This window comes from Pseudomonas helleri, from assembly GCF_001043025.1.
Taxonomy (GTDB): Bacteria; Pseudomonadota; Gammaproteobacteria; order Pseudomonadales; family Pseudomonadaceae; genus Aquipseudomonas; species Aquipseudomonas helleri.
Window position 1 is genome coordinate 168,171 of the sequence record NZ_JYLD01000002.1, and the last position, 22,432, is coordinate 190,602.

A 22,432-nucleotide genomic window follows, 5' to 3' on the forward strand; every position below is an offset into this window, starting at 1 on the left:
TACGAGGCTGCGATGCGGGCCGCAGGACCGCCGCCTGGGGTCGCTGCGCAACCCATCGCAGCCTCGTGCTTCGACAACGGCTACAGGTTCACCGGCTCTTGTAGTCGCTGACGAGGGACGAGGCTGCGATGCGGGCCGCAGGACCGCCGCCTGGGGTCGCTGCGCAACCCATCGCAGCCTCGTGCTTCGACAACGGCTACAGGTTCACCGGCTCTTGTAGCCGCTGACGAGGGACGAGGCTGCGATGCGGGCCGCAGGACCGCCGCCTGGGGTCGCTACGCAACCCATCGCAGCCTCATGCTTCGACAGCGGCTACAGGTGGAGATCGCCTACAGGATTCGCCGCTCGGGTCGATAACCCGGTATTGCTGCTCTTTTCTCAGAAGGTATATATGTCATCCACCCACGCCCGCGCCGACTCGATGTCTTTGCTGCTGTTCACGTTGCGCAGCGGCAAGCTGATGGCGATTAATCTGTTGAAGGTCAGCGAAATCATTCCGTGCCCGCCGCTGACCAAAATGCCCGAGTCGCATCCCCATGTGAAAGGCATTGCGGTGCTGCGCGGGGCCTCGCTGTCGGTCATTGACCTGAGCCGCGCCATTGGCGAGCAACCGTTGCTCGATCCCGACGGCGGCTGCCTGATCGTGACCGATGTCAGTCGTTCCAAGCAGGGCTTGCACGTGCAGGCAGTGAGCAAAATCGTGCATTGCCTGAGCACCGATATCCGCCCGCCGCCCTACGGTTCAGGCAAGCGCTCGTACATCACCGGCGTCACGCAAGTGGACGGCGCGCTGGTGCAGGTGCTGGACATTGAGAAAGTGATTCATGGCATCACGCCCGCCCGGATTGAGCCGAACACTGAAGCCCTCAGCCGTGAAGACGCGCAATTGCTGGGCAAGGCGCGAATTCTGGTGGTTGATGACAGCCAGGTGGCGCTGCAACAGTCGGTGATCACCCTGCGCAACCTCGGCCTGCATTGCCACACGGCCCGCAGCGCGAAAGAAGCCATTGAGCGCTTGCTGGAACTGCACGGCACGCCTGAACAAATCAATGTGCTGGTGTCTGACATCGAAATGTCCGAGATGGACGGCTACGCCTTCACCCGCACCGTGCGCGAGACGCCAGATTTTGCGCATTTGTACGTGCTGCTGCACACCTCGCTCGACAGTGCGATGAACAGCGAAAAAGCCCGTCTGGCCGGGGCCAATGCGGTGCTGACCAAATTCTCCTCGCCGGAACTCACGCAATGTCTGATCCTTGCCGCCCGTACCGTGGCCGAGCAAGGCGTCTGAGTTCAATGAGTGACCACTGTTTGCTGCTGCGCAAAGACCTGCGCCAGCCTCTGACACCCGTGCCGTGGCCGCAGGGCATTGCGCTGAGCGCCCTCACCTCGGCGCTGCTGCCCCACGTGCACGCCCTGCTGGAACAAGGCTACAGCGCAGGTCAGGGTGATCTGCAACCGCTGGAGCGCTGGCAGCACGACCTGCTGCATGACGCTGAATACGACCCGCAGCTGTGTTTTGTCAGCCTGCTCGACGGCCAGGTGGTCGGCGTGGCCCTGGCCTGGACCAGCGCTTACCTCAAGGACCTGGTGGTACACCCGCGCCTGCAAGGGCGGGGCTTGGGCGGCGCACTGCTCAATCAGGTATTCAGTGCGTTCCAGCAGCGCGGTGAAGCCTGTGTCGACCTCAAGGTGATGGAACACAATCACCCCGCCCGCCAGCTTTACGCCAAATTCGGCATGCAACTCATCCGGCGCGAAGCGCTGTAAGCGCTAACGCCGGGTCTGCCAGAATTCTTGCGCCAATGAACGCAGGCTGACAGCCAGCTCGGCCACATCACCGGAGCTGCGATGGCTGTGCTGCCCGGCAAGCACAGTGACATCCCCGGCACTGCGAATACCCGCGATGTTGCGATTGATGTCTTCGCTGACCACGCTTTGCTCTTCCACCGCCAAGGCGATTTGTACGCTCATCTGGGTGATTTTTTTCACCTGTTGAGTGATCTCGTCCAGTGCACTGCTGGCCAACTGCGCCTGGCTGACACTGTTTTCAGCATGCTGGCTGCTTTGCTGCATCACCTGCACGGCGGCCCGAGCGCCGTCTTGCAAGGTGAGGATCATCTGCTGGATTTCGTTGGTTGAGTGCTGCGTGCGCTGCGCCAGGCTGCGCACTTCGTCGGCCACCACGGCAAAACCACGCCCCTGATCGCCCGCCCGGGCGGCTTCAATCGCCGCATTCAGCGCCAGCAGATTGGTTTGCTCAGCGATGCTGCGAATGACCTCAAGCACCGATGAGATGTCGCTGCTGTGGCCTTCCAGGTGGTGGATGACCTCGGTTGCCCGAACCAGCTCGCCTGCCAGGTGCTGCACCGAACTGCGGCTCTGCATCACCAACTCATGCCCTTCACGGGTTTCGTTTTCGACCCGGTCAGCCGCTTGCGAGGCTTGCTGGGCATTGTTCGCGACTTGCGCCACGCTGGCGCTCATTTCATGAATCGCCGTGGCCACCTGATCGGTTTCATGTTGCTGACTAAGGGTGCTGGAGTGGCTGCTTTCGAGGTGCTGGACCAGCTCACTGGCATGCCCGGCCAGGCGTTGCGACGCATCACCGATACGTCCCACCATTGCGCCGGTCTGCGCTTCGAGCATCTGCAGGGCAAATGCGATCTGCCCCATCTCATCTCGCCGCCCGGTATAGATGTGCTGGCTTAGCGGGTTATGGCCGACGTCTTGGGCGCGGCGGGTCAAGGCGTTAAGTGGGCGCAGCAGCCAGGCAATCGCCACCGAGCTCAACAGGCTGCCGGTCAACCAAATGACCACGCCGGCCTGCCAGTCGATAGACGGCAGCAAAACAGTGCCCAACGTCGTCGCCCCGGCAAACACGGCGCTGACAAACAGCGCCAGCTTGCCCGCCAGCCTGACCCGCGGCAGACGCTGCCATAGCGGCGTGCGCCCCGAGCGCAATTCGGCGTAATCGGCCTCAGCCAGTTGTACACACTCGGGGCTTGGGCAGGTACGCACCGATTGATACTCAACGATTTCGCCGTTTTTCATCACCGGCGTGACATAAGCGCTGACCCAATAATGGTCACCATTTTTGCAGCGGTTTTTCACCATGCCCATCCATGAGCGCCCGGCCTTGAGGGTCTGCCACATGTGACTGAAGGCTGCAGACGGCATATCGGGGTGGCGCAGCAGGCTATGCGGGTTGCCGAGCAACTCGCTCAGCGAATAACCGCTGACCTTGATGAAGTCATCGTTGGCGTAGGTGATGGCACTGTTCAGGTCAGTGGTAGAAAGGATGTTGGCGTCGGGTGCGAAATCAACAGCTCGGCCGGTAATCGGTAGATTGATTTTCATGACAGCACGCTCAGTTATTAGGGAGTAAGAGTCGGCGGGGCGTCGACTTTATGCTCCCCAATTAACCAAATACTGATCTAGCGCATATCAAAAGGCATTAATACGGCCTATCCGACCAATAGTGGCACAAAGCCACTTTTTGTATCATCAATCAGCGTTTGCCCATGGAGCGACGGGTACCGGGAGGGGCTGCGCCAGGGGTTTTGGTGTGGCCGTGGCCTTCACCTTTTTTGTAATGGGTCTGGCCTTTGGAATTGGCTTTGTTCTTGGCAAATTCAGCAGGCTTGAACGGAAACGTGAACGCAGGGATCACCGGCTTTTGCGCGGTATCCACAGTTGCTTCGTTTTCAGTGGGTTCGGCGCTCACGGCATCAGGAGCAGCCGGTTGTGCAGGAGTTGTCATGAAAGCTCCGGATTACGGGGGAGTGATCGGCCAGTTGGCGCAAGACGCGCAGTATACCTGCCCGATCAACCCGCCGAGCAGTCACCGGTAGGAAATAGTCAGCACGCCGCGCTTGCTGGCCGAGACGTTATCACTGGCTAGTGGCTCGTTTTTAAGCGCTTCAAAGGCCGTGGAAAAGAGCGGCTCAGTGCCATCGGCGCTACGGGCAGCCATGTTAACGGCGATGACAACACCGGGCTCGACCTCAATCAACTTTATGGATTTACTCACGCTAGCCGCGCTGGCCATGGAGAGCTCGTAGGTCGACTCCACGATAGAGCCCTCGAAGTGGATCACCCCGCTAGAGGTTGGCTGAGCATACCCCTCGTTAGAAATCAGGAAAATTGTGCAAGCAGTAAAGCCTAGCGCCAGATTCTTCATCATTCCGCCCCTCTAAATAGGCGCGCAGTGCGCACCCTCTAAAGGAGTATCGACGCTGTTGAATTTTTATTTAGGCTTATCACACTATTTTTATGTTCCTGTCCGTAATGTCAGTTTGCAGTCACTCTGCTGACCGGATTCAACCGCTATAACCCTGACTCTCCCCTTTCCACGCACACGGCCTGGCATGCGCATTCAAATTAAACAAATAGTCCTCGGCACGCTGGTGATTGTTCTGCTCGGCGTAGGCCTCTGGCTGCTCAAACGCCCGGCCTCGCACACCGCTGTCGCGGCTACCGCCGTGCCGGTGCGGGTCATTCAAGTAGTGCAGCAAGACGTGCCGCGCACGGTCAGCGGGATTGGCGCCGTGCTGTCGCTCCACAGTGTGGTCATTCGCCCACAGATTGACGGCATCCTCACCCAGTTGCTGGTCAAAGAAGGGCAAACGGTCCAGGCCGGTGATTTGCTCGCAACCCTGGATGACCGCTCAATCAAGGCCAGCCTGGACCAGGCCAAAGCCCAACTGCAGCAAAATCAGGCGCAGTTGCAAGGCGCGCTGATCGACCTCAAGCGCTACCAGTTGTTGAGCGTCGACAACGGCGTGTCCAAGCAAACCCTCGACCAGCAACAGGCGCTGGTCAATCAACTCAAAGCCACGGCAGTAGGCAATCAGGCGGCAATTGAAGCGGCGCAGGTGCAACTGTCGTACACGCAAATTCACTCGCCGGTCACTGGCCGTGTGGGGATCCGCGCCGTGGATCCGGGCAACTTCCTGCGGGTGAGCGATACCCAGGGGTTATTTTCCGTGACCCAACTTGATCCGATCGCCGTCGAGTTTTCCCTGCCCCAACAGTTATTGCCCACCTTGCATGAACTGCTCAACGCCAAGGATCCGGCCCTGGTCAAAGCCTTTATTGGCAACGCGGACCACAGCGGCACGCCGTTGGGCGAAGGCCGCTTGAGCCTGATCGACAATCAGGTGTCTGCCACCACCGGCACCATCAAGGTCAAGGCGCAGTTCGATAACCCCACCCATGCGCTCTGGCCGGGGCAACTGGTGAATGTCGAGATTCAAACCGGGCTTGATCAAAATGCCCTGGTCGTCCCCCCGCCCGTTGTGCAACGCGGGCTGGACACTTACTTCGTATACCGGGTCAACGGCGACCACGTCGAAACCGTGCCCGTGCAGGTCCTCTATCAGGACACGGAGTTGAACATCGTCAGCGGCGTCAAACCGGGCGATAAGCTGGTCAGCGACGGCCAGTCGCGGCTCAAACCCGGCTCAAAAATCGAAACCCTGAGCGAGCCCGCCCTGGCTAACACCGAACACGCCCAGCCGGTGCAACCATGACCCGCAGCCGCTCACTCTCGGCCTGGTGCGTCGATCACCCGATTGCCACGGTGCTGCTGACCTTTGCGTTAGTGCTGTTGGGCCTGATTGCCTTTCCACGCCTGCCCGTTGCGCCGCTGCCCGAGGCGGAGTTCCCGACCATACAAGTGTCGGCGCAACTGCCCGGTGCCAGCCCGGACACCATGGCCTCATCGGTCGCAACGCCCTTGGAGGTGCAGTTCAGCGCCATCCCCGGCGTCACCCAAATGACCTCCAGCAGTGCACTGGGGTCAACCACCCTGACCCTGCAATTTACCCTCGATAAAAGCATCGATACCGCCGCCCAGGAAGTCCAGGCGGCGATCAACACCGCGTCCGGGAAGTTGCCCAAAGACATGCCCACGCTGCCCACCTGGCGCAAGGTCAACCCGGCGGACAGCCCGGTGCTGATCCTCAGTATCAGTTCGTTGCAAATGCCCGGCACTGAACTCAGCGATTACGTCGAAACCCTGCTCGCCCGGCAAATCAGCCAGATCGACGGCGTGGGGCAGATCAATATCACCGGCCAACAACGCCCGGCGATCCGGGTCCAGGCCAGCGCTGACAAATTGGCCGCCATCGGCCTGACCCTCGCCGATATCCGTCTGGCGTTGCAGCAAACTAGCCTCAATCTGGCCAAGGGCGCGCTGTACGGCCCATCGAGCATCTCGACCCTGGCGACTAACGACCAACTGTTCGATGCCGACGAGTACGGCCAGTTGATCGTGTCATACAAAGACGGTGCCCCCGTGCAGTTGCGCGACGTGGCGCGTGTCATCAACGGCTCCGAGAATGACTATGTGCAAGCCTGGTCGGGCCACCGGCCGGGGGTCAACCTGGTGATTTCACGCCAGCCGGGGGCCAATATTGTGGAAACCGTCGACCGCATCCAGGCCGCCCTGCCCGGCCTGCAAGCCATGCTCCCGGCCTCGGTCGAGGTCACGGTGCTGAGCGACCGCACCCAGACCATCCGCGCCTCGTTGCATGAAGTGGAAATCACCCTGCTGATCGCGGTGCTGCTGGTGGTCGCCGTCATGGCGCTGTTCCTGCGCCAATGGTCTGCCACGTTGATTGTGTCTGCCGTGCTGGGGGTGTCGCTGATTGCCAGCTTTGCCTTGATGTACGTGCTCGGGTTCAGCCTGAATAACCTGACGCTGGTGGCGATTGTGGTGGCCGTAGGCTTTGTGGTCGACGATGCGATTGTGGTGGTGGAGAACATCCACCGCCATCTCGAACCAGGCGAAAGCATGCGCGATGCGGCGATCAAGGGCTCCAGCGAGATTGGTTTCACCGTGGTATCGATCAGCTTCTCTCTGGTGGCGGCGTTTATTCCGTTGCTGTTTATGGGCGGTGTAGTCGGGCGACTGTTTAAAGAGTTCGCCCTGACCGCCACCTCAACTATCGTTATTTCCGTGCTGGTGTCACTGACCCTCGCCCCCACCCTTGCCGCGCTGTTTATGCGCGCGCCGGTGCACCACGCCGACGCCAAACCCGGCTTTGGCGAGCGGTTGCTGGCCCTGTATGACGCCGGCCTGAAACGCGCACTGGCCCACCAGCGGCTGATGCTGGGCGTGTTTGGCGTGACGTTGGCGATGGCCATTGCCGGCTATGTGCTGATCCCCAAGGGCTTCTTCCCGGTGCAAGACACCGGCTTTGTGCTGGGCACCAGCGAAGCCGCCTCGGATATCTCGTTTTCGGACATGACCCAGAAGCATTTGGCGCTGGCCAGGATCGTCGGCGCCGACCCAGCGGTGCAGGCGTTTTCGCACTCAGTGGGCGTGACCGGCAGCAACCAGACCATCGCCAACGGGCGCTTCTGGATTGCCCTCAAAGACCGCGGCGAGCGCGATGTGTCGGCTAGCGAATTTATCGACCGTATCCGCCCGCAACTGGCCAAGGTGCCGGGCATCGTGTTGTACCTGCGCGCCGGGCAAGACATCAACCTCAGCTCCGGGCCTAGCCGCAGCCAGTACCAGTACGTGCTCAAAAGCAACGACGGGCCGACGCTCAATACCTGGACTCAGCGCCTGACCGAAAAACTGCGCACCCTCCCGGCTTTTCGCGACCTGTCCAATGATCTGCAACTGGGCGGCAGCATCACCCACATCAGCATCGACCGCAAAGCCGCCGCACGCTTCGGCCTCACCGCCACCGATGTCGACGAAGCCCTCTACGACGCGTTTGGTCAGCGCCAGATCAATGAGTTCCAGACTGAAACCAATCAGTACAACGTGATCCTGGAGGTCGACAGCAAGCAGCGTGGCAAGGCCGAAAGCCTCAACTACTTCTACCTGCGCTCGCCCTTGACCGGCGAAATGGTCCCGCTTTCGGCGGTGGCCAGGGTCGATGCACCCACCAGCGGCCCGCTGTCGATCAGCCATGACGGCATGTTCCCGGCCGCTAACCTGTCCTTTAACCTCGCCCCCGGCGTGGCCTTGGGTGACGCGGTGCTGATGCTCAATCAGGCGAAAAACGAGATTGGCATGCCAAGCACCATCAGCGGCAATTTCCAGGGTGCCGCGCAAGCCTTCCAAAGCTCGCTGGCCAGCCAGCCGTGGCTGATTCTCGCGGCGCTGGTGGCGGTGTACATCATTCTGGGGGTGCTGTACGAAAGCTTCGTGCACCCGCTGACGATCATCTCGACGCTGCCCTCGGCAGGGCTGGGCGCGCTGTTGATGCTGTGGATATGTGGCCAGGACTTTTCGATCATGGCGTTGATCGGGCTGGTGCTGCTGATCGGGATCGTCAAGAAAAACGGTATTCTGATGATCGACTTTGCCCTTGATGCCCAGCGCACCCGCGGGCTGAGCCCTGAAGAGGCAATCTACGAAGCCTGCCTGACGCGTTTCCGGCCAATCATCATGACCACCCTCGCCGCCCTGCTGGGGGCCTTGCCGCTGATGCTCGGCTACGGCACCGGTGCTGAATTGCGCCAGCCGCTGGGGATTGCCGTGGTCGGCGGCCTGCTGGTGAGTCAGGCGCTGACGTTGTTTACTACGCCCGTCATATACTTGTGGCTCGAACGGATGTTCCATCGATCCCAACCCGCCCGCTCACTGGCGACGGATCACTGAGGCAGGTTATGCGCGTTCTAATTATTGAAGACGAAGAAAAAACCGCTGACTACCTGCATCGCGGGCTGACAGAGCAAGGCTACACGGTGGATGTCGCACGCGATGGCGTCGAGGGTTTGCACCTGGCGCTGGAAAGCGATTACGCGGTGATTGTGCTCGACGTGATGCTCCCGGAACTCGACGGCTTTGGCGTGTTGCGCGCCTTACGTGCGCGCAAGCAAACACCGGTGATCATGCTGACCGCGCGCGAGCGGGTTGAAGACCGGGTGCGCGGCCTGCGCGAAGGCGCTGATGATTATCTGGGCAAACCGTTTTCGTTTCTGGAACTGGTCGCCCGGCTGCAAGCCTTGACCCGACGTAGCGGCGGCCATGAACCGGTGCAGGTGACGGTCGATGACTTGTGGATCGACCTGATCAGCCGCAAGGCAAGCCGCGCCGGAAGTCGACTGGACCTGACGGCCAAAGAATTTGCGCTGCTCAGCGTGCTGGCCCGGCGCCAGGGTGAAATCCTCTCTAAAACGGCGATTGCCGAGATGGTCTGGGACATCAACTTCGACAGCGACGCGAACGTCGTAGAAGTCGCAATCAAGCGCCTGCGGGCCAAGCTGGACGGGCCTTTCGAGCACAAGTTGCTGCACACCATTCGCGGCATGGGCTATGTACTGGAGCGTCGCGGTGTTTAACCGCCTGAACTCCATCGCGATGCGCCTGAGCGTATTGTTCACGCTCGTGGCCTTGCTGGTGTTTGTGTTGATCGGCGGGGCGCTGTATCAGCAAGTCGACAAGGGCATCAGCATGCTGCCCGAAGCCGAACTGGACGCACGGTTCAGCGTGTTGGAATCGTCGATCAATCGCTTCGGCAACCCCGATCACTGGGCCAAGATCACCTCCAAATTCACTTTGCTTAGTGAAGAAGACAAACGCATCCGCTTTTGGGCCATCAGCAATGACCCCCACTACGAATATGGCTCGCCTGACGCGCAAATACGCGCGTTCGCCCAAGGCCCGACGGGCGTGCGCGACCTGCAATTGCCCGGCGAGGCGTACCCGTTCAAGGTGTTGATCAGCCAGATCCCGGCCAAGGAACAACGCCCGGCGCTGCGGTTTCTGATCGGCATCGATACCGAGACCTTTCGCCAAACCCAGCACCACCTGCTGATGGCACTGATCAGCCTGGCGATCATAGGCGTTTTGCTGGCGTCTGCCTTGGGTTATTGGGTGGCGCGCATCGGGCTGAAACCGCTGATCACCCTGTCAGAAAAAGCCCAAAAACTTGAGCCGCCGCGTTTGTCCGGGCGCTTGCACCTGTCGCCGCTTCCACCTGAGCTGGATCACTTGGTCAATGGCTTCAACTCAACCCTGGACCGGGTTGAACAGGCGTATACCCGCCTTGAGTCGTTCAATGCCGACGTGGCGCATGAACTGCGTTCACCGCTGACCAACCTGATTGGCCAGACCCAGGTGGCGCTGACCCGCGGGCGGTCGGCGGAGCATTACTTTGAAGTGTTGCAATCCAACCTCGAAGAACTGGAGCGTCTGCGCAGCATCATCAATGACATGTTGTTTTTGGCCAGTGCCGACCAAGGCAGCAAAGCCAGCAAACTGACCCGCGCCTCGCTGGCAGATGAAGTGGCCACCACGCTGGACTATCTGGAGTTCATTCTCGAAGACGCCCACGTTGCAGTGCGGGTCAGCGGCGATGCCCAGGTCAACATCGAAAAAGCCCATCTGCGCCGGGCGCTGATCAACTTGCTGAGCAACGCCGTGCAACACACCGCACCAGGACTGCAGATTGATGTACAGATCGAGCAAACTGCGCATCAGGCAAGCATCAGCATCAGCAACCCGGGCGACCCCATTGCCGCCGAGCATTTGCCGCGCCTGTTCGAGCGCTTCTATCGCGTGGATGCTTCACGCCACAACAGCGTTGCCAACCACGGCCTGGGCCTGGCCATCGTCAAAGCCATTGCGCAGATGCATGGCGGCGAAGTGTTTGTGCGCACTGGCGAAGGGCGCAATACCTTTGGGCTGCATTTGCCAACATGATGAAACTTAAAATATGCGTTGTCCGGATGACTGAACGTTTCGGCACAGTCAAATAAGGAAGTTTTCCAGCGGCTCTTATTTATCAGCAGTAAAACAATGACTTAGATATTCACTTAACGTTTCCCATGCTTTTAGCGCGGGTGCCGCCGTATGAATTTACATTCAAAGCACACCTACTAACATCACGAAAACCAAACTACAAACATTACCAGATCGGAAAAAAGCTTCAATACCTAACAGAAGTACCAGTAGAAAAAACCTATTCCTGCCGATAGGCTTTTAATTCGCCCCACGCATTAAGAGCTATTATCATCATGAAAAAAACATTAAATGAAATACCTGATTATAATTTATCCACTTGGATGACTGATCTCGGCATCAAACTTGATAAATTAAAACCGCACCAACTCACCCTCCCCTCAACACATAATGCCGGGATGGATAAAAAAGGGATAGGAGGTCCTGTAGAGGGCTGGATAGCTTGTCAAAATGATACCTTTCCTTTCCAGATCGTGCAGGGTGCGCGCGTGTTCGATTTGCGTGTCAATGCAAGGGTCTATAACGGCACGTTATCTGGCTTTGATTTTTTTCACGGCCCCTTCTCATCTAACCGATCTGTACTGGGGCTCATTAAGGACTGCAATGCATTTTTCAAAAACGACTACAAATCAAAAAAACACGAACTCATTATTTTACAGTTCCAAGAATTTAAAAATTTTCGACCCAGCGACTATGAGCGTTTGCTTACACAACTGACTCAAGGGTTTTCAGGCACTGGCAGCTCAACAAAAATAGTGCCCAGGGCAGCCTCCGACTTAACGATTGGGGATATTCGCAGCCAGTACGCAGGCCACAACATTATCATCGCATCGGATAAATTCGGATCAAACTCCGACGTCTGGAATGACATTACGCACGAATGGATAGGCCATGACATTCCCTCAGAACAAGAACTTGATATCTTCATTGATCAGAAAACTCGGGAGACCAACCAATCCAAACTTTGGTCACTGCAAGTCGTCAGGTACAAAATACTCTATGGCGCCATGGATATCTCCGACTACATCGACAAAAAATTTGAACCTGATGCCCAAGCATTAATTAACAGCAATATTATTAATGTGGATTTTATTGAAAACTCTTCCATCGTCCCTTACTGCATTAGAGCCAGTCTGTATAAAGCTGGTCAACTGATCGATAAAGACCCCCCGTCTCAGCCCACCGTACATGATGAACTCTGGCATAGAGGGTGGAGCACCTATTTCATAACTTTCAATGCCTCCATTGACAACTTTGGTGTCGACCACTACCTCTATTCAATCAATGGTGGTGAGAAAATCAAAGTAAACAGTCAAAACACTCCGCGTCAACAGCTGGAGTTCGAGGTTCGTGAAGGACAAGAGTACGAATTAAAACTGTATGCCGTCGACGTGGCCGGTAACTGTTCAACACCGTTGGTCAAAGCCCTTAAAGGGATTGATCCACCAACAGGGAGTGATAAACCTTTACCCCCTGACATTGTTTATTCCAAGCGTGACGGCAAGTATGCGTGCTCAATGCTTATCAAGCATTCCATCTATAACGCCGACCACTATATTTTTGAGATTTATGCAGAGAAGGACATCGTAGACGGCAAGCCCGTAGGTGAGCCTATTCTATGGAATATTGCCTCTCGCTGGGCATTAGGCGTTATGTTTACCAACCTCCCCAGCTATGACGCCTACCTGATAACCGCGCATGCTGTAAACAGTTTCGGTCGGACTAGCGATTACGCCATCAAACGCATTGACGCCTATCGCCCCAGTGTGACGCCTCCTTCTCCGCCGTCCAATCTAAGCACCTCATACAATTCGGTCACCCAGCAATTAACGATTAATTTTGACGGTGGCGGTCTGAACCGCACCCACACACTGACCATTAAGACGGACACCGAAAAAACCTACGAATCTTTCTATAGCGGTAACGCTATATCCGTAAGCCTTTCGCTGGACTTTACCCTGACGCTGTTCGCCGTAAACCAAGATGGCAACCAGTCCACTTCAATCACCTATACCGGCAGTACAAAAGAAACCAGCAGCCACGCAGCAACACCTATCAATGGGCAAACAGTGCTTCGCCAGGAACTCACTACAGGCGTTACTACCTGGAAGGGTGGTCACAACATCGTCAAATACAAAATCCATCTTTACGACACCCAGGATGTTCAAGGGGGTGAAAGTGGTGTAGACGGCAAGATTATCGGACAACCGCTTCGAGAAGAGTTTTACTCAGGTAGCGATCTCACCTATACGTTTAACAACTTAATCCCTCTCAAAAATTACCATGTGTTCGTGTGGGGCATAAATGCCTACGGAACCGTGGGAGAAAGAGCCTACAATTCCAACTATACCTATCTGCATGGCGATCCTGCCTGGGATCAGGAATACCCAACCGTGCCTTCTAACCTGTTGGGCCGCTATCGCTACCGGGAAGGTGTACTCAACGTTTTTTGGAACGCCTCTTCGGACAATCGTGGAATATCACACTACGAAGTCACCATTAACAACCAACTCTACAAGGTACTGGATCCTCCCGTCCTGGGCGCTTTTCAATTAACTGTCTCACTGGCTAAAGATATCAACTATCAAGTACATGTTTATGCTGTTGATACCAGTGGCAACCGATCCAGAACAGCCGCGTACTACGGAGACACCTCCAACAAGGACACGCTTTCTTATAGCCCGACCAAAGAGTCAATTGGGTTTATCTACGCGCAACTCGGTATTGCAACGTTTACCTGGGAGTTCATACATACCTCAGAGATCATAAATTTAATCATTGGGGAGCCGGGCGCAACCACCAAGCAACATGTACGAGTGAGCGGCACAGCCACCAAAGCTTCGGTCCCGAATCTCGTGCCTCGCAAGGAGTACATCATCGAGCTATATGGCACAAACAGCTATGGTGTGGCGGGCGAATCCACCACCAAACAATTCTTTATGCCGACCACTTAACACCATGAAGTCTTGAGGCAGCCGGGTGTTGCCCGGCTGTCAATTCACGCCGGTTTGTTACTTAAATCGCAACAGTCCTTGTACGGAATGACGCTGTTTCAATCCCCGTCGGCACTATAGATTTAGCCCATCACACAACACTTGCTCTGCAAGAAGGTCCTGAAATGTCCACCAGTATGGGTATGGCTAGCGTTTTCGTTTTGTCTTCTATGATGTTGTCGCCTCTGGCCATGGCAGAAGAATCCCCTGCGTTCATCGCCAAAAACGAGGCCCGCGCAGCGGCCTTTGAACAGCGTCAAACCGAGCTCGCAGCCAGCCATCAAAATGATGTCAAATCCCAGCAAACACAGGTCAAAGTCAGCCCGGCAGATGAACCAAAAGACAGCTGATTTCACGTGCAAATATTTCCCGACCCAGTCAGTCTGATGACACGTATGTGACTGATTGTTTCAAAAGCCGCTATGATAGCGGCTTTTTTTTGTTTTAAAAAAAGGCGCATAGACCGTGAAGCGCCTACAAATAAGAACTGAATTTTCAAAGAAAATAAAAACTGCCGTCACTTTAAAGGAGCAACCGACTGATGAAACAAGCGCTAAAGCTCAGTCCTCTATTCATCGCACTGACTGCAACGATCCCTCTGATTGCACAGGCAGATGACGACACCTCAAAAGAGGGGTTCATCGACGGCTCGACCCTCGACTTGCATCTACGCAACTACTACATGAACCACGACATCCACAGCCCGGACACCCATGACGGCAAGGAGTGGGGCCAAGGCTTTATTGCCAAGTTTGCTTCAGGTTATACCCCTGGCGTGGTCGGTTTTGGTCTGGATGCGTACGCCATGCTCGGCCTCAAGCTCGATGGCGGTGGTGGTACCAGCGGCAGCAGTATCCTGCCGATTGGTGGCGGCAACGGTAATGCGCCCACCGACTTCTCGTCGGGCGGTGCAGCGCTGAAAATTCGTGCGTTTGATACCGAACTGAAAGCCGGTGACCTGTTCATCACCAACCCGGTGATCGCAGGCGGTGAAACCCGCATGTTGCCGCAGACGTTCCAGGGCATCAGCCTGACCAACCACAGCTTTGCGGGCTGGATGCTGGAAGGCGGTCAAGTCACATACGACAAGCCCTACAACCAGAGCGGCATGCGCCGCCTGACCACCACCTACGGCAATCTGAATGACCAGACCACCAAGCACCTGACTTGGGCTGGCGTAGCGTTCAGCGGCATCCCGGGAGTTACCAGTAACCTGTATGCCTCGCAGTTGCAAAACGTCTGGAACCAGTACTACTACGACCTGGACTACACCCATTCGCTGAGCAACGGCATCACCCTGAACCCTGGCTTCCACTACTACCACACGCAGGACACAGGCAACGCGCTGCTGGGTGCTATCAACAACAACACCTTCAGCCTGCACTTTGCAGTGGGGATGGACGGGCACAAAGTCACCGCGGTGTACCAACGCGTCAACGGCAACACGCCGTTTGACTACATCAACCAGGGCGACAGTATTTACCTGGATAACTCGCAGCAGTATTCGGACTTCAACGGCCCGAACGAACGCTCGTGGAAACTGCAATACGAGTATGACTTTGCTGGCCTCGGTATCCCTGGCCTGACCACCAGCGCCTCGTACTCACGTGGTGAAGTGGACCTGACCAAGGCTGATCCGAACAGCATCGGTTACAGCAACTGGTACAACCCCAATGGCAAAGACGCCTTCCACTGGGAGCGTGACCTGAGCGCCAAATACGTGGTTCAGGAAGGCAAGGCCAAAGACTTGGGCTTTACCCTACGCTGGGCAACCAACCGTGGCAACGCGGCCTATGAAACAGTCGATCACAATGTCGATGAATACCGCGTGATTGTTGACTATCCTCTGAACATCTTCTAAATCGTGACCTTAAGGCCAGCTTTTTAGCTGGCCTTAAACCTCAAGGGCTGTACCTTAGGAGCAGGCACGATTTATAGCCTTGAGGGTAAAGCCATTAAGTATTCCGCGCGCACTCCTGTCATTACCCGCCGCACACTGATCGGGGCAACGACATTTTCAGCCTTGGTCATTCTCGGTATCGTCAGCTATTTGCTGGTGCGCGAATATCGCAACACCGAAGCAGATGCTAGGCGTTCCGCCCTGAACATCGTGCAACTGATCAATCGAGATATTCGCAACACCTTCTCTATTTATGATTCAGCACTGATCAACCTCATTGACCTGCTGCACACCCAGGCCTTGGCGACGCTGCCAGCCCAGACCCGGCAATCCTTGCTCTTCGACAGAACCAACGAAGCGCCCTCTTCTTTCGGTTTTTTTGTACTGGATGCTCAGGGCAAACTGATTGCCCGCTCAAAACCAGTCGTCAGCGTACCCCCGAACGCCACCCAACAGCCGTGGTTCAGCGTGCAGCAAAACAGTACCCGCGATGAACTGTTCATCAGCCACCCCTATCTCGCCAGTTCAGACAGCCCCGAATGGATCATCTATCTCAGTCGCAGACTGGTGGCTGAGGACGGGACTTTTGCCGGTGTGGCTGTCGGAAAACTGAAAATATCGTATTTCCAAAACCTGTTCCGGGGCCTGGACATTGGCCCCAGCGGCAATATCAGCCTGCTCGACACGGATGGCACGCTGATGTTGCAGTACCCGCCGACCAGTAAAATCTCAATCGGCCAGGACCTCAGCCAGGCGCCCAACTTCCGGCGGTTCTTAAATGAGCGCTTTGGCAGTTTTATTGCCATGTCCGGCATTTATCACCACGAGCGCCTGTACACCTTCGCTCAGGTGCACGACCTGCCCATTATCGTGGTGGTGGCGATAGCGGCCTCGAGCATTTTCAGTAATTGGCAGCACACGGCATTAGTGATCGGCAGCGTCACGCTGCTGTTATGCCTGGGCCTGCTGTGGCTGACCTGGTTGCTGATTCGCGAATTGAATTTGCGCCTGCATGCCGAGCGTGATCTAGCCGCCTTGGCGTCAACCGACCCGCTGACCGGGCTGGCCAACCGCCGCACACTGGATCGGGCCCTGGATCTGGAATGGCGCCGGGCGCAACGCACGGGCTGCCCGCTGTCGCTGGTGATGATTGATATCGACCACTTCAAGGCTTTCAATGATCTCTACGGCCATCAGGCAGGTGATGAAGCCATCCGTCAGGTCGCCGCCGTGATCAAGACCCATGTTCGCCGCCCTTCGGACTTGGCAGCCCGTTACGGGGGCGAAGAGTTTGCGGTGGTACTGACCGAAACAGAGGCCGCCAATACGCGCCTGCTGTGCGAAAAAATCCGCCTCGCCGTCGAGCAAATGCCCCCGGTGTTGCCGGAGCATAAAAAGCTGACCATCAGCCTGGGCTCGTGCACCCGTTATGCCAAGCCGGGTGAAACCCAGGACGCGTTGTTGAGCGCCGCTGACAAGGCGCTGTATCAAGCCAAGAAAGCCGGGCGTAACCGGGTCGTGAACATCAATGAGACGGGGTTGAATGCGGTGAAGCCGCCGTTGGTATGACCTTTGTATACGGCAGTTGCGATCTTTAAGATCAAAAGATCGCGAGACAAGCTCGCTCCTACAGATGTGCACCGCCCGTAGCAGTTGACGAGCTTTGCGAGGCTACGTCCGGCTTGTAACCGCTGCCGAGGCACGAAGGCTGCGATGGGTGGCGAAGCTGTCCCACCCAAGATCAAAAGATCGCTCCTACAAATGTGCACCGCCCGTAGCAGTTGACGAGCTTTGCGAGGCTACGTCCGGCGTAGTCGCAGACGAGGCACGAAGGCTGCGATGGGTGGCGAAGCTGCCCCACCCAAGATCAAAAGATCGCGAGACAAGCTCGCTCCTACAAATGTGCACCGCCCGTAGCAGTTGACGAGCTTTGCGAGGCTACGTCCGGCGTAGTCGCTGCCGAGGCACGAAGGCTGCGATGGGTAGCGAAGCTGCCCCAGCCAAGATCAAAAGATCGCGAGCAAGCTCGCTCCTACAAATGTGCACCGCCCGTAGCAGTTGACGAGCTTTGCGAGGCTTCGTCCGGCGTAGTCGCTGCCGAGGCACGAAGGCTGCGATGGATGGCGAAGCTGCCCCAGCCAAGATCAAAAGATCGCGAGACAAGCTCGCTCCTACAAATGTGCACCGCCCTGCGAGGCTACGTCCGATTTGTAGTCGCTGCCGAGGCACGAAGGCTGCGATGGGTAGCGAAGCTGCCCCAGCCAAGATCAAAAGATCGCGAGCAAGCTCGCTCCTACAGATTTACGTTAAACATCGGGTAAAAAAAAAGACCACCCGAGGGTGGCCTTCAAAAACTAGAGAATGAAGTTTTACTTAAACTGCCGCAACCGGACGCATGTACGAGATCGGTGCAGTGCTGGCGTCTTCAAAGGTCACGACTTCCCATGCATCGGTCTGTTCAATCAGCTTGCGAAGCAGCTGGTTGTTCAGGGCATGGCCAGACTTGAAGCCCTTGAACTCACCAATCAGGCTATTGCCCAACAGGTAGAGATCGCCAATGGCGTCGAGGATTTTGTGCTTCACGAATTCGTCTTCGTAGCGAAGGCCGTCTTCGTTCAGTACACCATCGGAATCGACTACGATCGCGTTTTCCACGCTGCCGCCGAGTGCGAGGTTGTGCTTGCGCAGGTACTCGATGTCACTCATGAAACCAAAGGTACGCGCGCGGCTGACTTCTTTTACAAACGAAGTGCTTGAGAAATCCACGCTTGCACTTTGGGTGCGGTTACGGAAAACCGGGTGATCGAAATCGATCTCGAAGCTCACCTTGAAGCCTTCGAAAGGGACGAAAGTAGCGCGCTTGTCGCCATCTTCCACTGTCACTTCACGCAGGATACGGATGAACTTCTTCGGCGCGTCCTGTTCTTCCAGGCCGGCAGATTGAATCAAAAACACGAAAGGTCCGGCGCTACCGTCCATAATCGGGACTTCAGACGCGGAGAGTTCGACGTAGGCGTTATCGATCCCAAGGCCAGCCATGGCCGAGAGCAAATGCTCTACCGTGTCTACTTTTACATCGCCGTTGACCAACGTGGTCGACATCGTCGTCTCGCCGACGTTTTCCGCGCGAGCAGGAATCTGCACCACAGGGTCAAGGTCTGCACGACAAAACACGATGCCGGTGTCCACAGGCGCAGGCTTGAGGGTCAGGTAGACCTTCTCACCGGAGTGCAGGCCGACACCTGTGGCACGGATAATATTTTTCAGGGTGCGTTGTTTAATCATGGCATTGGCCGCTTCAGCGCAAATTGCGAACTGGTATCAACAAAGGCTGGCGATAATAGCAGACCGAGCCTTTGCTGAACACCAATCACCTGAATCCCCCTGATTGATTTCATTAATCAGCCTGACGACGCAGGAATGCCGGGATGTCCAGGTAGTCCAGATCATCTTGCGGATTCAGCTTGGCAGCGGCTGTTGCGCCGTGCTGAGCCTGATTACGCATCACGGTTGGGCGGTCTAGGTCACGGTAGTTAACCGCTGGCAGCTCCTGACGCTCGACACGCGGTTCTTGACGCGAAGGCGCTGGCTGGGCCGAAGCCGTTGCGTACGATGCCTGAACGGTGTTGTCGATAACCTTGACCGGCTTCTCGATTTTCGCGCCCAGACCGGTAGCAACCACGGTCACGTGCAGTTCGTCGCGCATGTCCGGATCGATAACAGTACCGACCTTGACCATTGCGTGCTCCGAAGCGAACGCTTCGATGATGCTGCCCACGTCGGAGTATTCACCCAGAGACAGGTCAGGACCGGCTGTGATGTTTACCAGGATGCCGCGAGCACCTTCCAGGTTCACGTCTTCGAGCAGCGGGTTGCGGATGGCCGCTTCGGTCGCTTCACGTGCACGGTTAGGACCGCTGGCGCAGCCAGTGCCCATCATTGCCATGCCCATTTCGCTCATCACGGTGCGCACGTCGGCAAAGTCGACGTTGATCATGCCCGGACGCTTGATGATGTCGGAGATACCGCGAACGGCACCGGCCAGTACGTCATCGGCCTTGGCGAAAGCCGACAGCAGGCTGGCGTCTTTACCGAGGATGGTCAGCAGTTTTTCGTTCGGAATCGTAATCAACGAGTCAACGCTTTCGGACAGCAGACGAATACCTTCGTCAGCGATCTGCATGCGCTTGCGACCTTCAAACGGGAACGGACGTGTCACCACCGCAACGGTGAGGATGCCCATTTCCTTGGCCACTTCGGCAATGATCGGCGCAGCACCGGTACCGGTACCACCGCCCATGCCCGTGGTGATGAACACCATGTTGGTGCCCTGCAACACTTCAGCGATGCGCTCGCGGTCTTCCAGAGCGGCCTGACGACCGACCTCAGGATTGGCGCCAGCACCCAGGCCTTTGGTCACACCGGTGCCCAATTGCAGGATGGTACGCGCGCCAATGTTCTTCAGCGCTTGTGCGTCAGTGTTGGCGCAGATGAATTCCACACCTTCGATGTTGCTCTTAACCATGTGGTTAACAGCATTGCCACCGCCACCACCAACACCGATAACTTTGATTACCGGGCTCTGCGGGATGTTGTCTACGAGTTCGAACATGGTCCCTCTCCTTACATTCTCTAGTTATTTCGCCTACTTCTACTGCTTTTGAATCTTTTACTGCTCAAGCTTTAAAAGTTGCCCTGAACCCAGCGCTTGAGGCGCTCGAACACAGGGGCTTTTTGTTCTTCACTGCTGTAGCTGTCGCGGTTGCTGATACCCGATATGGAAATACCGTCTGACTGCTTTTGCAGCCCGTACAGCAACAAGCCCACAGCGGTGGAGTAAATCGGGTTGCGCACAACGTCGGACAAGCCTTTGAAGCTGTGCGGTACGCCCAGACGAACCGGCATGTGGAAGATCTCCTCTGCCAGCTCGACAGCGCCTTCCATTTTCGAAGTGCCACCGGTCAGCACGATGCCGGCCGGGATCAGATCTTCGTAGCCGCTGCGACGCAGCTCCGCCTGGATCAATGTGAACAATTCGTCGTAACGCGGCTCAACCACTTCGGCCAGGGCCTGGCGGGACAGCTCGCGCGGAGGACGGTCGCCCACGCTCGGTACTTTGATGGTTTCACCCGCGCTGGCCAGTTTGGCCAGTGCGCAGGCGTAACGGATTTTGATTTCTTCGGCGTATTGTGTCGGGGTACGCAACGCCATCGCGATGTCGTTGGTGACCTGATCACCCGCAATCGGGATCACCGCGGTGTGACGAATGGCGCCTTCAGTGAAGATCGCGATATCCGTGGTGCCACCGCCGATGTCGACCAGGCATACGCCCAGCTCTTTCTCGTCATCGGTCAATACCGAGTAAGCCGACGCCAGTTGCTCGAGGATGATGTCATCCACCTCAAGGCCACAGCGACGCACGCATTTCTCAATGTTCTGCGCAGCATTTACCGCGCAAGTCACCACGTGCACTTTGGCTTCCAGACGTACGCCCGACATGCCCAGCGGCTCACGAACGCCCTCCTGGTTGTCGATCACGTAGTCCTGCGCCAGGGTGTGCAACACACGCTGGTCTGCCGGAATGGCCACTGCCTGGGCAGCGTCAAGCACGCGCTCAAGGTCAGCCGTGCTCACTTCACGATCACGGATGGCAACGATGCCGTGGGAGTTCAGGCTGCGGATATGGTTGCCCGCAACACCGACGAACGCCGAGTGGATCCGGCAACCGGCCATCAGCTGCGCTTCTTCAATCGCGCGCTGGATCGACTGCACGGTGGACTCGATGTTGACCACCACGCCCTTCTTCAGGCCCCGGGACGGATGCGTGCCAATACCGACGATTTCGATCGTGCCGTCTTCACCAACCTCGCCTACCAGCGCCACCACCTTGGAGGTACCGATATCGAGACCAACGATCATTTTGCCGCTTTGCACATTTGCCATGGGTCCTGCCTCTTCTTAATTCTTCGCGACAGCGGGTTGGGCTATCGTGGGTGCCACAGGTTCCCGCCAGCCGACGGCCAATCCGTTGGCATAACGCAAATCAATGCGCGCAATGTTTGTAATCTGTTCTTTCAGCGTTTTTTCATAGATGGCTATGAAGCGACGCATTTTTTCTACCAAGTGATCGCGCCCCAACAGCAGCTCGATCCCAGGCCCTGCACTGCCGGCTCCGGTGGTCAGGAACCAGCTACCGCGCTCACGCAATTCCAGCCGGGCAATGGAAAAGCCCATCGGACGCAGCATCTGGCTCAACACCTGATACTGCTGCATCACTTGCTGCTGGGCCCGTTGTGGGCCAAACAGCTGCGGCAAATGTTCGTAGTTGGCCAGCTCACGCGGGGTGAATGCCTGGCCCTGGTTGTTCAGCAGTGCTTCATCGCCCCAACGCGCAACCGGCAGTTGCTCTTCAAGGCGAATCACCACTTGGTCCGGCCACACCCGACGGACTTCGGCGTGAGCAATCCATGGCATTTGTTCCAGCTCAGTGCGCATGCCTTCCAGATCGACCGTAAAGAAACTCGCGGCCACATAAGGAGCAATACGCTGTTGCACGGCCTGCTGACTGATGTAGGTCAAGTCACCCTGCACATTGATGTTGGTGATCGGGCGGTCCGCGTACGGCATCAGGCGTTGTGCGCCTTCGTACGTACCGAACCCCAGGGCCACCAGCAACACAGGCCAAAACAGCACTTTCAAAAAGCCGAAATTGGCTTTTGGCACACGCACCGACATCGGCTCTTTAGCCACCATCCGGCTGGCACCCCGTGGCACCGGCTTGCGGCCGGGGACAGGTTGCTGATGACGAAGCGATGCGCCTGGCATGGT

16 protein-coding genes and 2 pseudogenes are annotated in these 22,432 nt (G+C 56.9%); 10 read left to right on the plus strand and 8 right to left on the minus strand.

Annotated elements, in window-relative coordinates:
- Positions 1 to 391: 391 nt before the first annotated feature.
- A complete protein-coding gene (locus tag TU84_RS03450; protein ID WP_048367155.1) occupies positions 392 to 1,291 on the plus strand; it encodes a chemotaxis protein in 900 nt (299 codons plus the stop codon).
- Positions 1,292 to 1,296: 5 nt separating this feature from the next.
- Complete coding sequence (locus TU84_RS03455; protein ID WP_048367157.1) at positions 1,297 to 1,770, plus strand: GNAT family N-acetyltransferase; 474 nt, start codon at positions 1,297 to 1,299, stop codon at positions 1,768 to 1,770.
- A 3-nt stretch (positions 1,771 to 1,773) separates the two neighbouring features.
- On the opposite strand, the pseudogene TU84_RS26715 reads toward TU84_RS03455, so the two are convergent.
- The 4 genes and pseudogenes from TU84_RS26715 to TU84_RS03470 form a co-directional block, all read right to left on the minus strand.
- Positions 1,774 to 2,769 (minus strand): annotated as a pseudogene (locus TU84_RS26715) (methyl-accepting chemotaxis protein); the annotation flags it as partial.
- A 309-nt stretch (positions 2,770 to 3,078) separates the two neighbouring features.
- Positions 3,079 to 3,360, minus strand: a pseudogene (locus TU84_RS26720) (PAS domain-containing protein); the annotation flags it as partial.
- A gap of 151 nt (positions 3,361 to 3,511) precedes the next feature.
- Positions 3,512 to 3,763, minus strand: a complete 252-nt coding sequence (locus tag TU84_RS03465) for a hypothetical protein (RefSeq protein ID WP_048367159.1) — start codon at positions 3,761 to 3,763, stop codon at positions 3,512 to 3,514.
- Positions 3,764 to 3,844: 81 nt separating this feature from the next.
- Positions 3,845 to 4,186 carry a hypothetical protein gene (locus TU84_RS03470; RefSeq protein ID WP_174479312.1) on the minus strand — a complete coding sequence of 114 codons (342 nt, stop codon included), beginning with the start codon at positions 4,184 to 4,186 and terminating at the stop codon, positions 3,845 to 3,847.
- Positions 4,187 to 4,370: 184 nt separating this feature from the next.
- Here TU84_RS03470 and TU84_RS03475 point away from each other — a divergent pair, with 184 nt between their 5' ends.
- From TU84_RS03475 to TU84_RS03510, 8 genes are all read left to right on the plus strand, one after another.
- Positions 4,371 to 5,534: an efflux RND transporter periplasmic adaptor subunit gene (locus TU84_RS03475; protein WP_048367160.1), complete on the plus strand. Its 1,164-nt coding sequence runs from the start codon at positions 4,371 to 4,373 to the stop codon at positions 5,532 to 5,534.
- Positions 5,531 to 8,626 carry a multidrug efflux RND transporter permease subunit gene (locus TU84_RS03480; RefSeq protein WP_048367162.1) on the plus strand — a complete coding sequence of 1,032 codons (3,096 nt, stop codon included), beginning with the start codon at positions 5,531 to 5,533 and terminating at the stop codon, positions 8,624 to 8,626. Before TU84_RS03475 ends, TU84_RS03480 begins: the two co-directional genes overlap by 4 nt.
- An 8-nt stretch (positions 8,627 to 8,634) precedes the next feature.
- Positions 8,635 to 9,309: a heavy metal response regulator transcription factor gene (locus tag TU84_RS03485; protein WP_048367163.1), complete on the plus strand. Its 675-nt coding sequence runs from the start codon at positions 8,635 to 8,637 to the stop codon at positions 9,307 to 9,309.
- Complete coding sequence (locus TU84_RS03490; protein ID WP_048367164.1) at positions 9,284 to 10,672, plus strand: heavy metal sensor histidine kinase; 1,389 nt, start codon at positions 9,284 to 9,286, stop codon at positions 10,670 to 10,672. Before TU84_RS03485 ends, TU84_RS03490 begins: the two co-directional genes overlap by 26 nt.
- Before the next feature lie 314 nt (positions 10,673 to 10,986).
- A complete protein-coding gene (locus tag TU84_RS03495) occupies positions 10,987 to 13,665 on the plus strand; it encodes a PI-PLC domain-containing protein (RefSeq protein ID WP_157403784.1) in 2,679 nt (892 codons plus the stop codon).
- A gap of 164 nt (positions 13,666 to 13,829) precedes the next feature.
- On the plus strand, positions 13,830 to 14,054 hold the full coding sequence (locus TU84_RS03500; protein ID WP_048367167.1) for a hypothetical protein: 225 nt from the start codon (positions 13,830 to 13,832) through the stop codon (positions 14,052 to 14,054).
- A 191-nt stretch (positions 14,055 to 14,245) separates the two neighbouring features.
- The gene (locus TU84_RS03505) at positions 14,246 to 15,565 is read left to right on the plus strand and encodes an OprD family porin (RefSeq protein ID WP_048367169.1); all 1,320 of its coding nucleotides are present in this window, start codon (positions 14,246 to 14,248) and stop codon (positions 15,563 to 15,565) included.
- A 162-nt stretch (positions 15,566 to 15,727) separates the two neighbouring features.
- A complete protein-coding gene (locus tag TU84_RS03510) occupies positions 15,728 to 17,173 on the plus strand; it encodes a sensor domain-containing diguanylate cyclase (protein WP_228394219.1) in 1,446 nt (481 codons plus the stop codon).
- Positions 17,174 to 17,977: 804 nt separating this feature from the next.
- On the opposite strand, the gene lpxC is transcribed toward TU84_RS03510, so the two are convergent.
- The 4 genes from lpxC to TU84_RS03530 form a co-directional block, all read right to left on the minus strand.
- Positions 17,978 to 18,889, minus strand: a complete 912-nt coding sequence (gene lpxC / locus TU84_RS03515; RefSeq protein WP_048367172.1) for a UDP-3-O-acyl-N-acetylglucosamine deacetylase — start codon at positions 18,887 to 18,889, stop codon at positions 17,978 to 17,980.
- A gap of 112 nt (positions 18,890 to 19,001) precedes the next feature.
- Complete coding sequence (gene ftsZ / locus TU84_RS03520; RefSeq protein ID WP_048367173.1) at positions 19,002 to 20,216, minus strand: cell division protein FtsZ; 1,215 nt, start codon at positions 20,214 to 20,216, stop codon at positions 19,002 to 19,004.
- Between the two features lie 71 nt (positions 20,217 to 20,287).
- A complete protein-coding gene (gene ftsA / locus TU84_RS03525; RefSeq protein WP_048367176.1) occupies positions 20,288 to 21,547 on the minus strand; it encodes a cell division protein FtsA in 1,260 nt (419 codons plus the stop codon).
- Positions 21,548 to 21,562: 15 nt separating this feature from the next.
- On the minus strand, positions 21,563 to 22,429 hold the full coding sequence (locus TU84_RS03530) for a cell division protein FtsQ/DivIB (protein WP_048367179.1): 867 nt from the start codon (positions 22,427 to 22,429) through the stop codon (positions 21,563 to 21,565).
- Between the last annotated feature and the right edge of the window lie 3 nt (positions 22,430 to 22,432).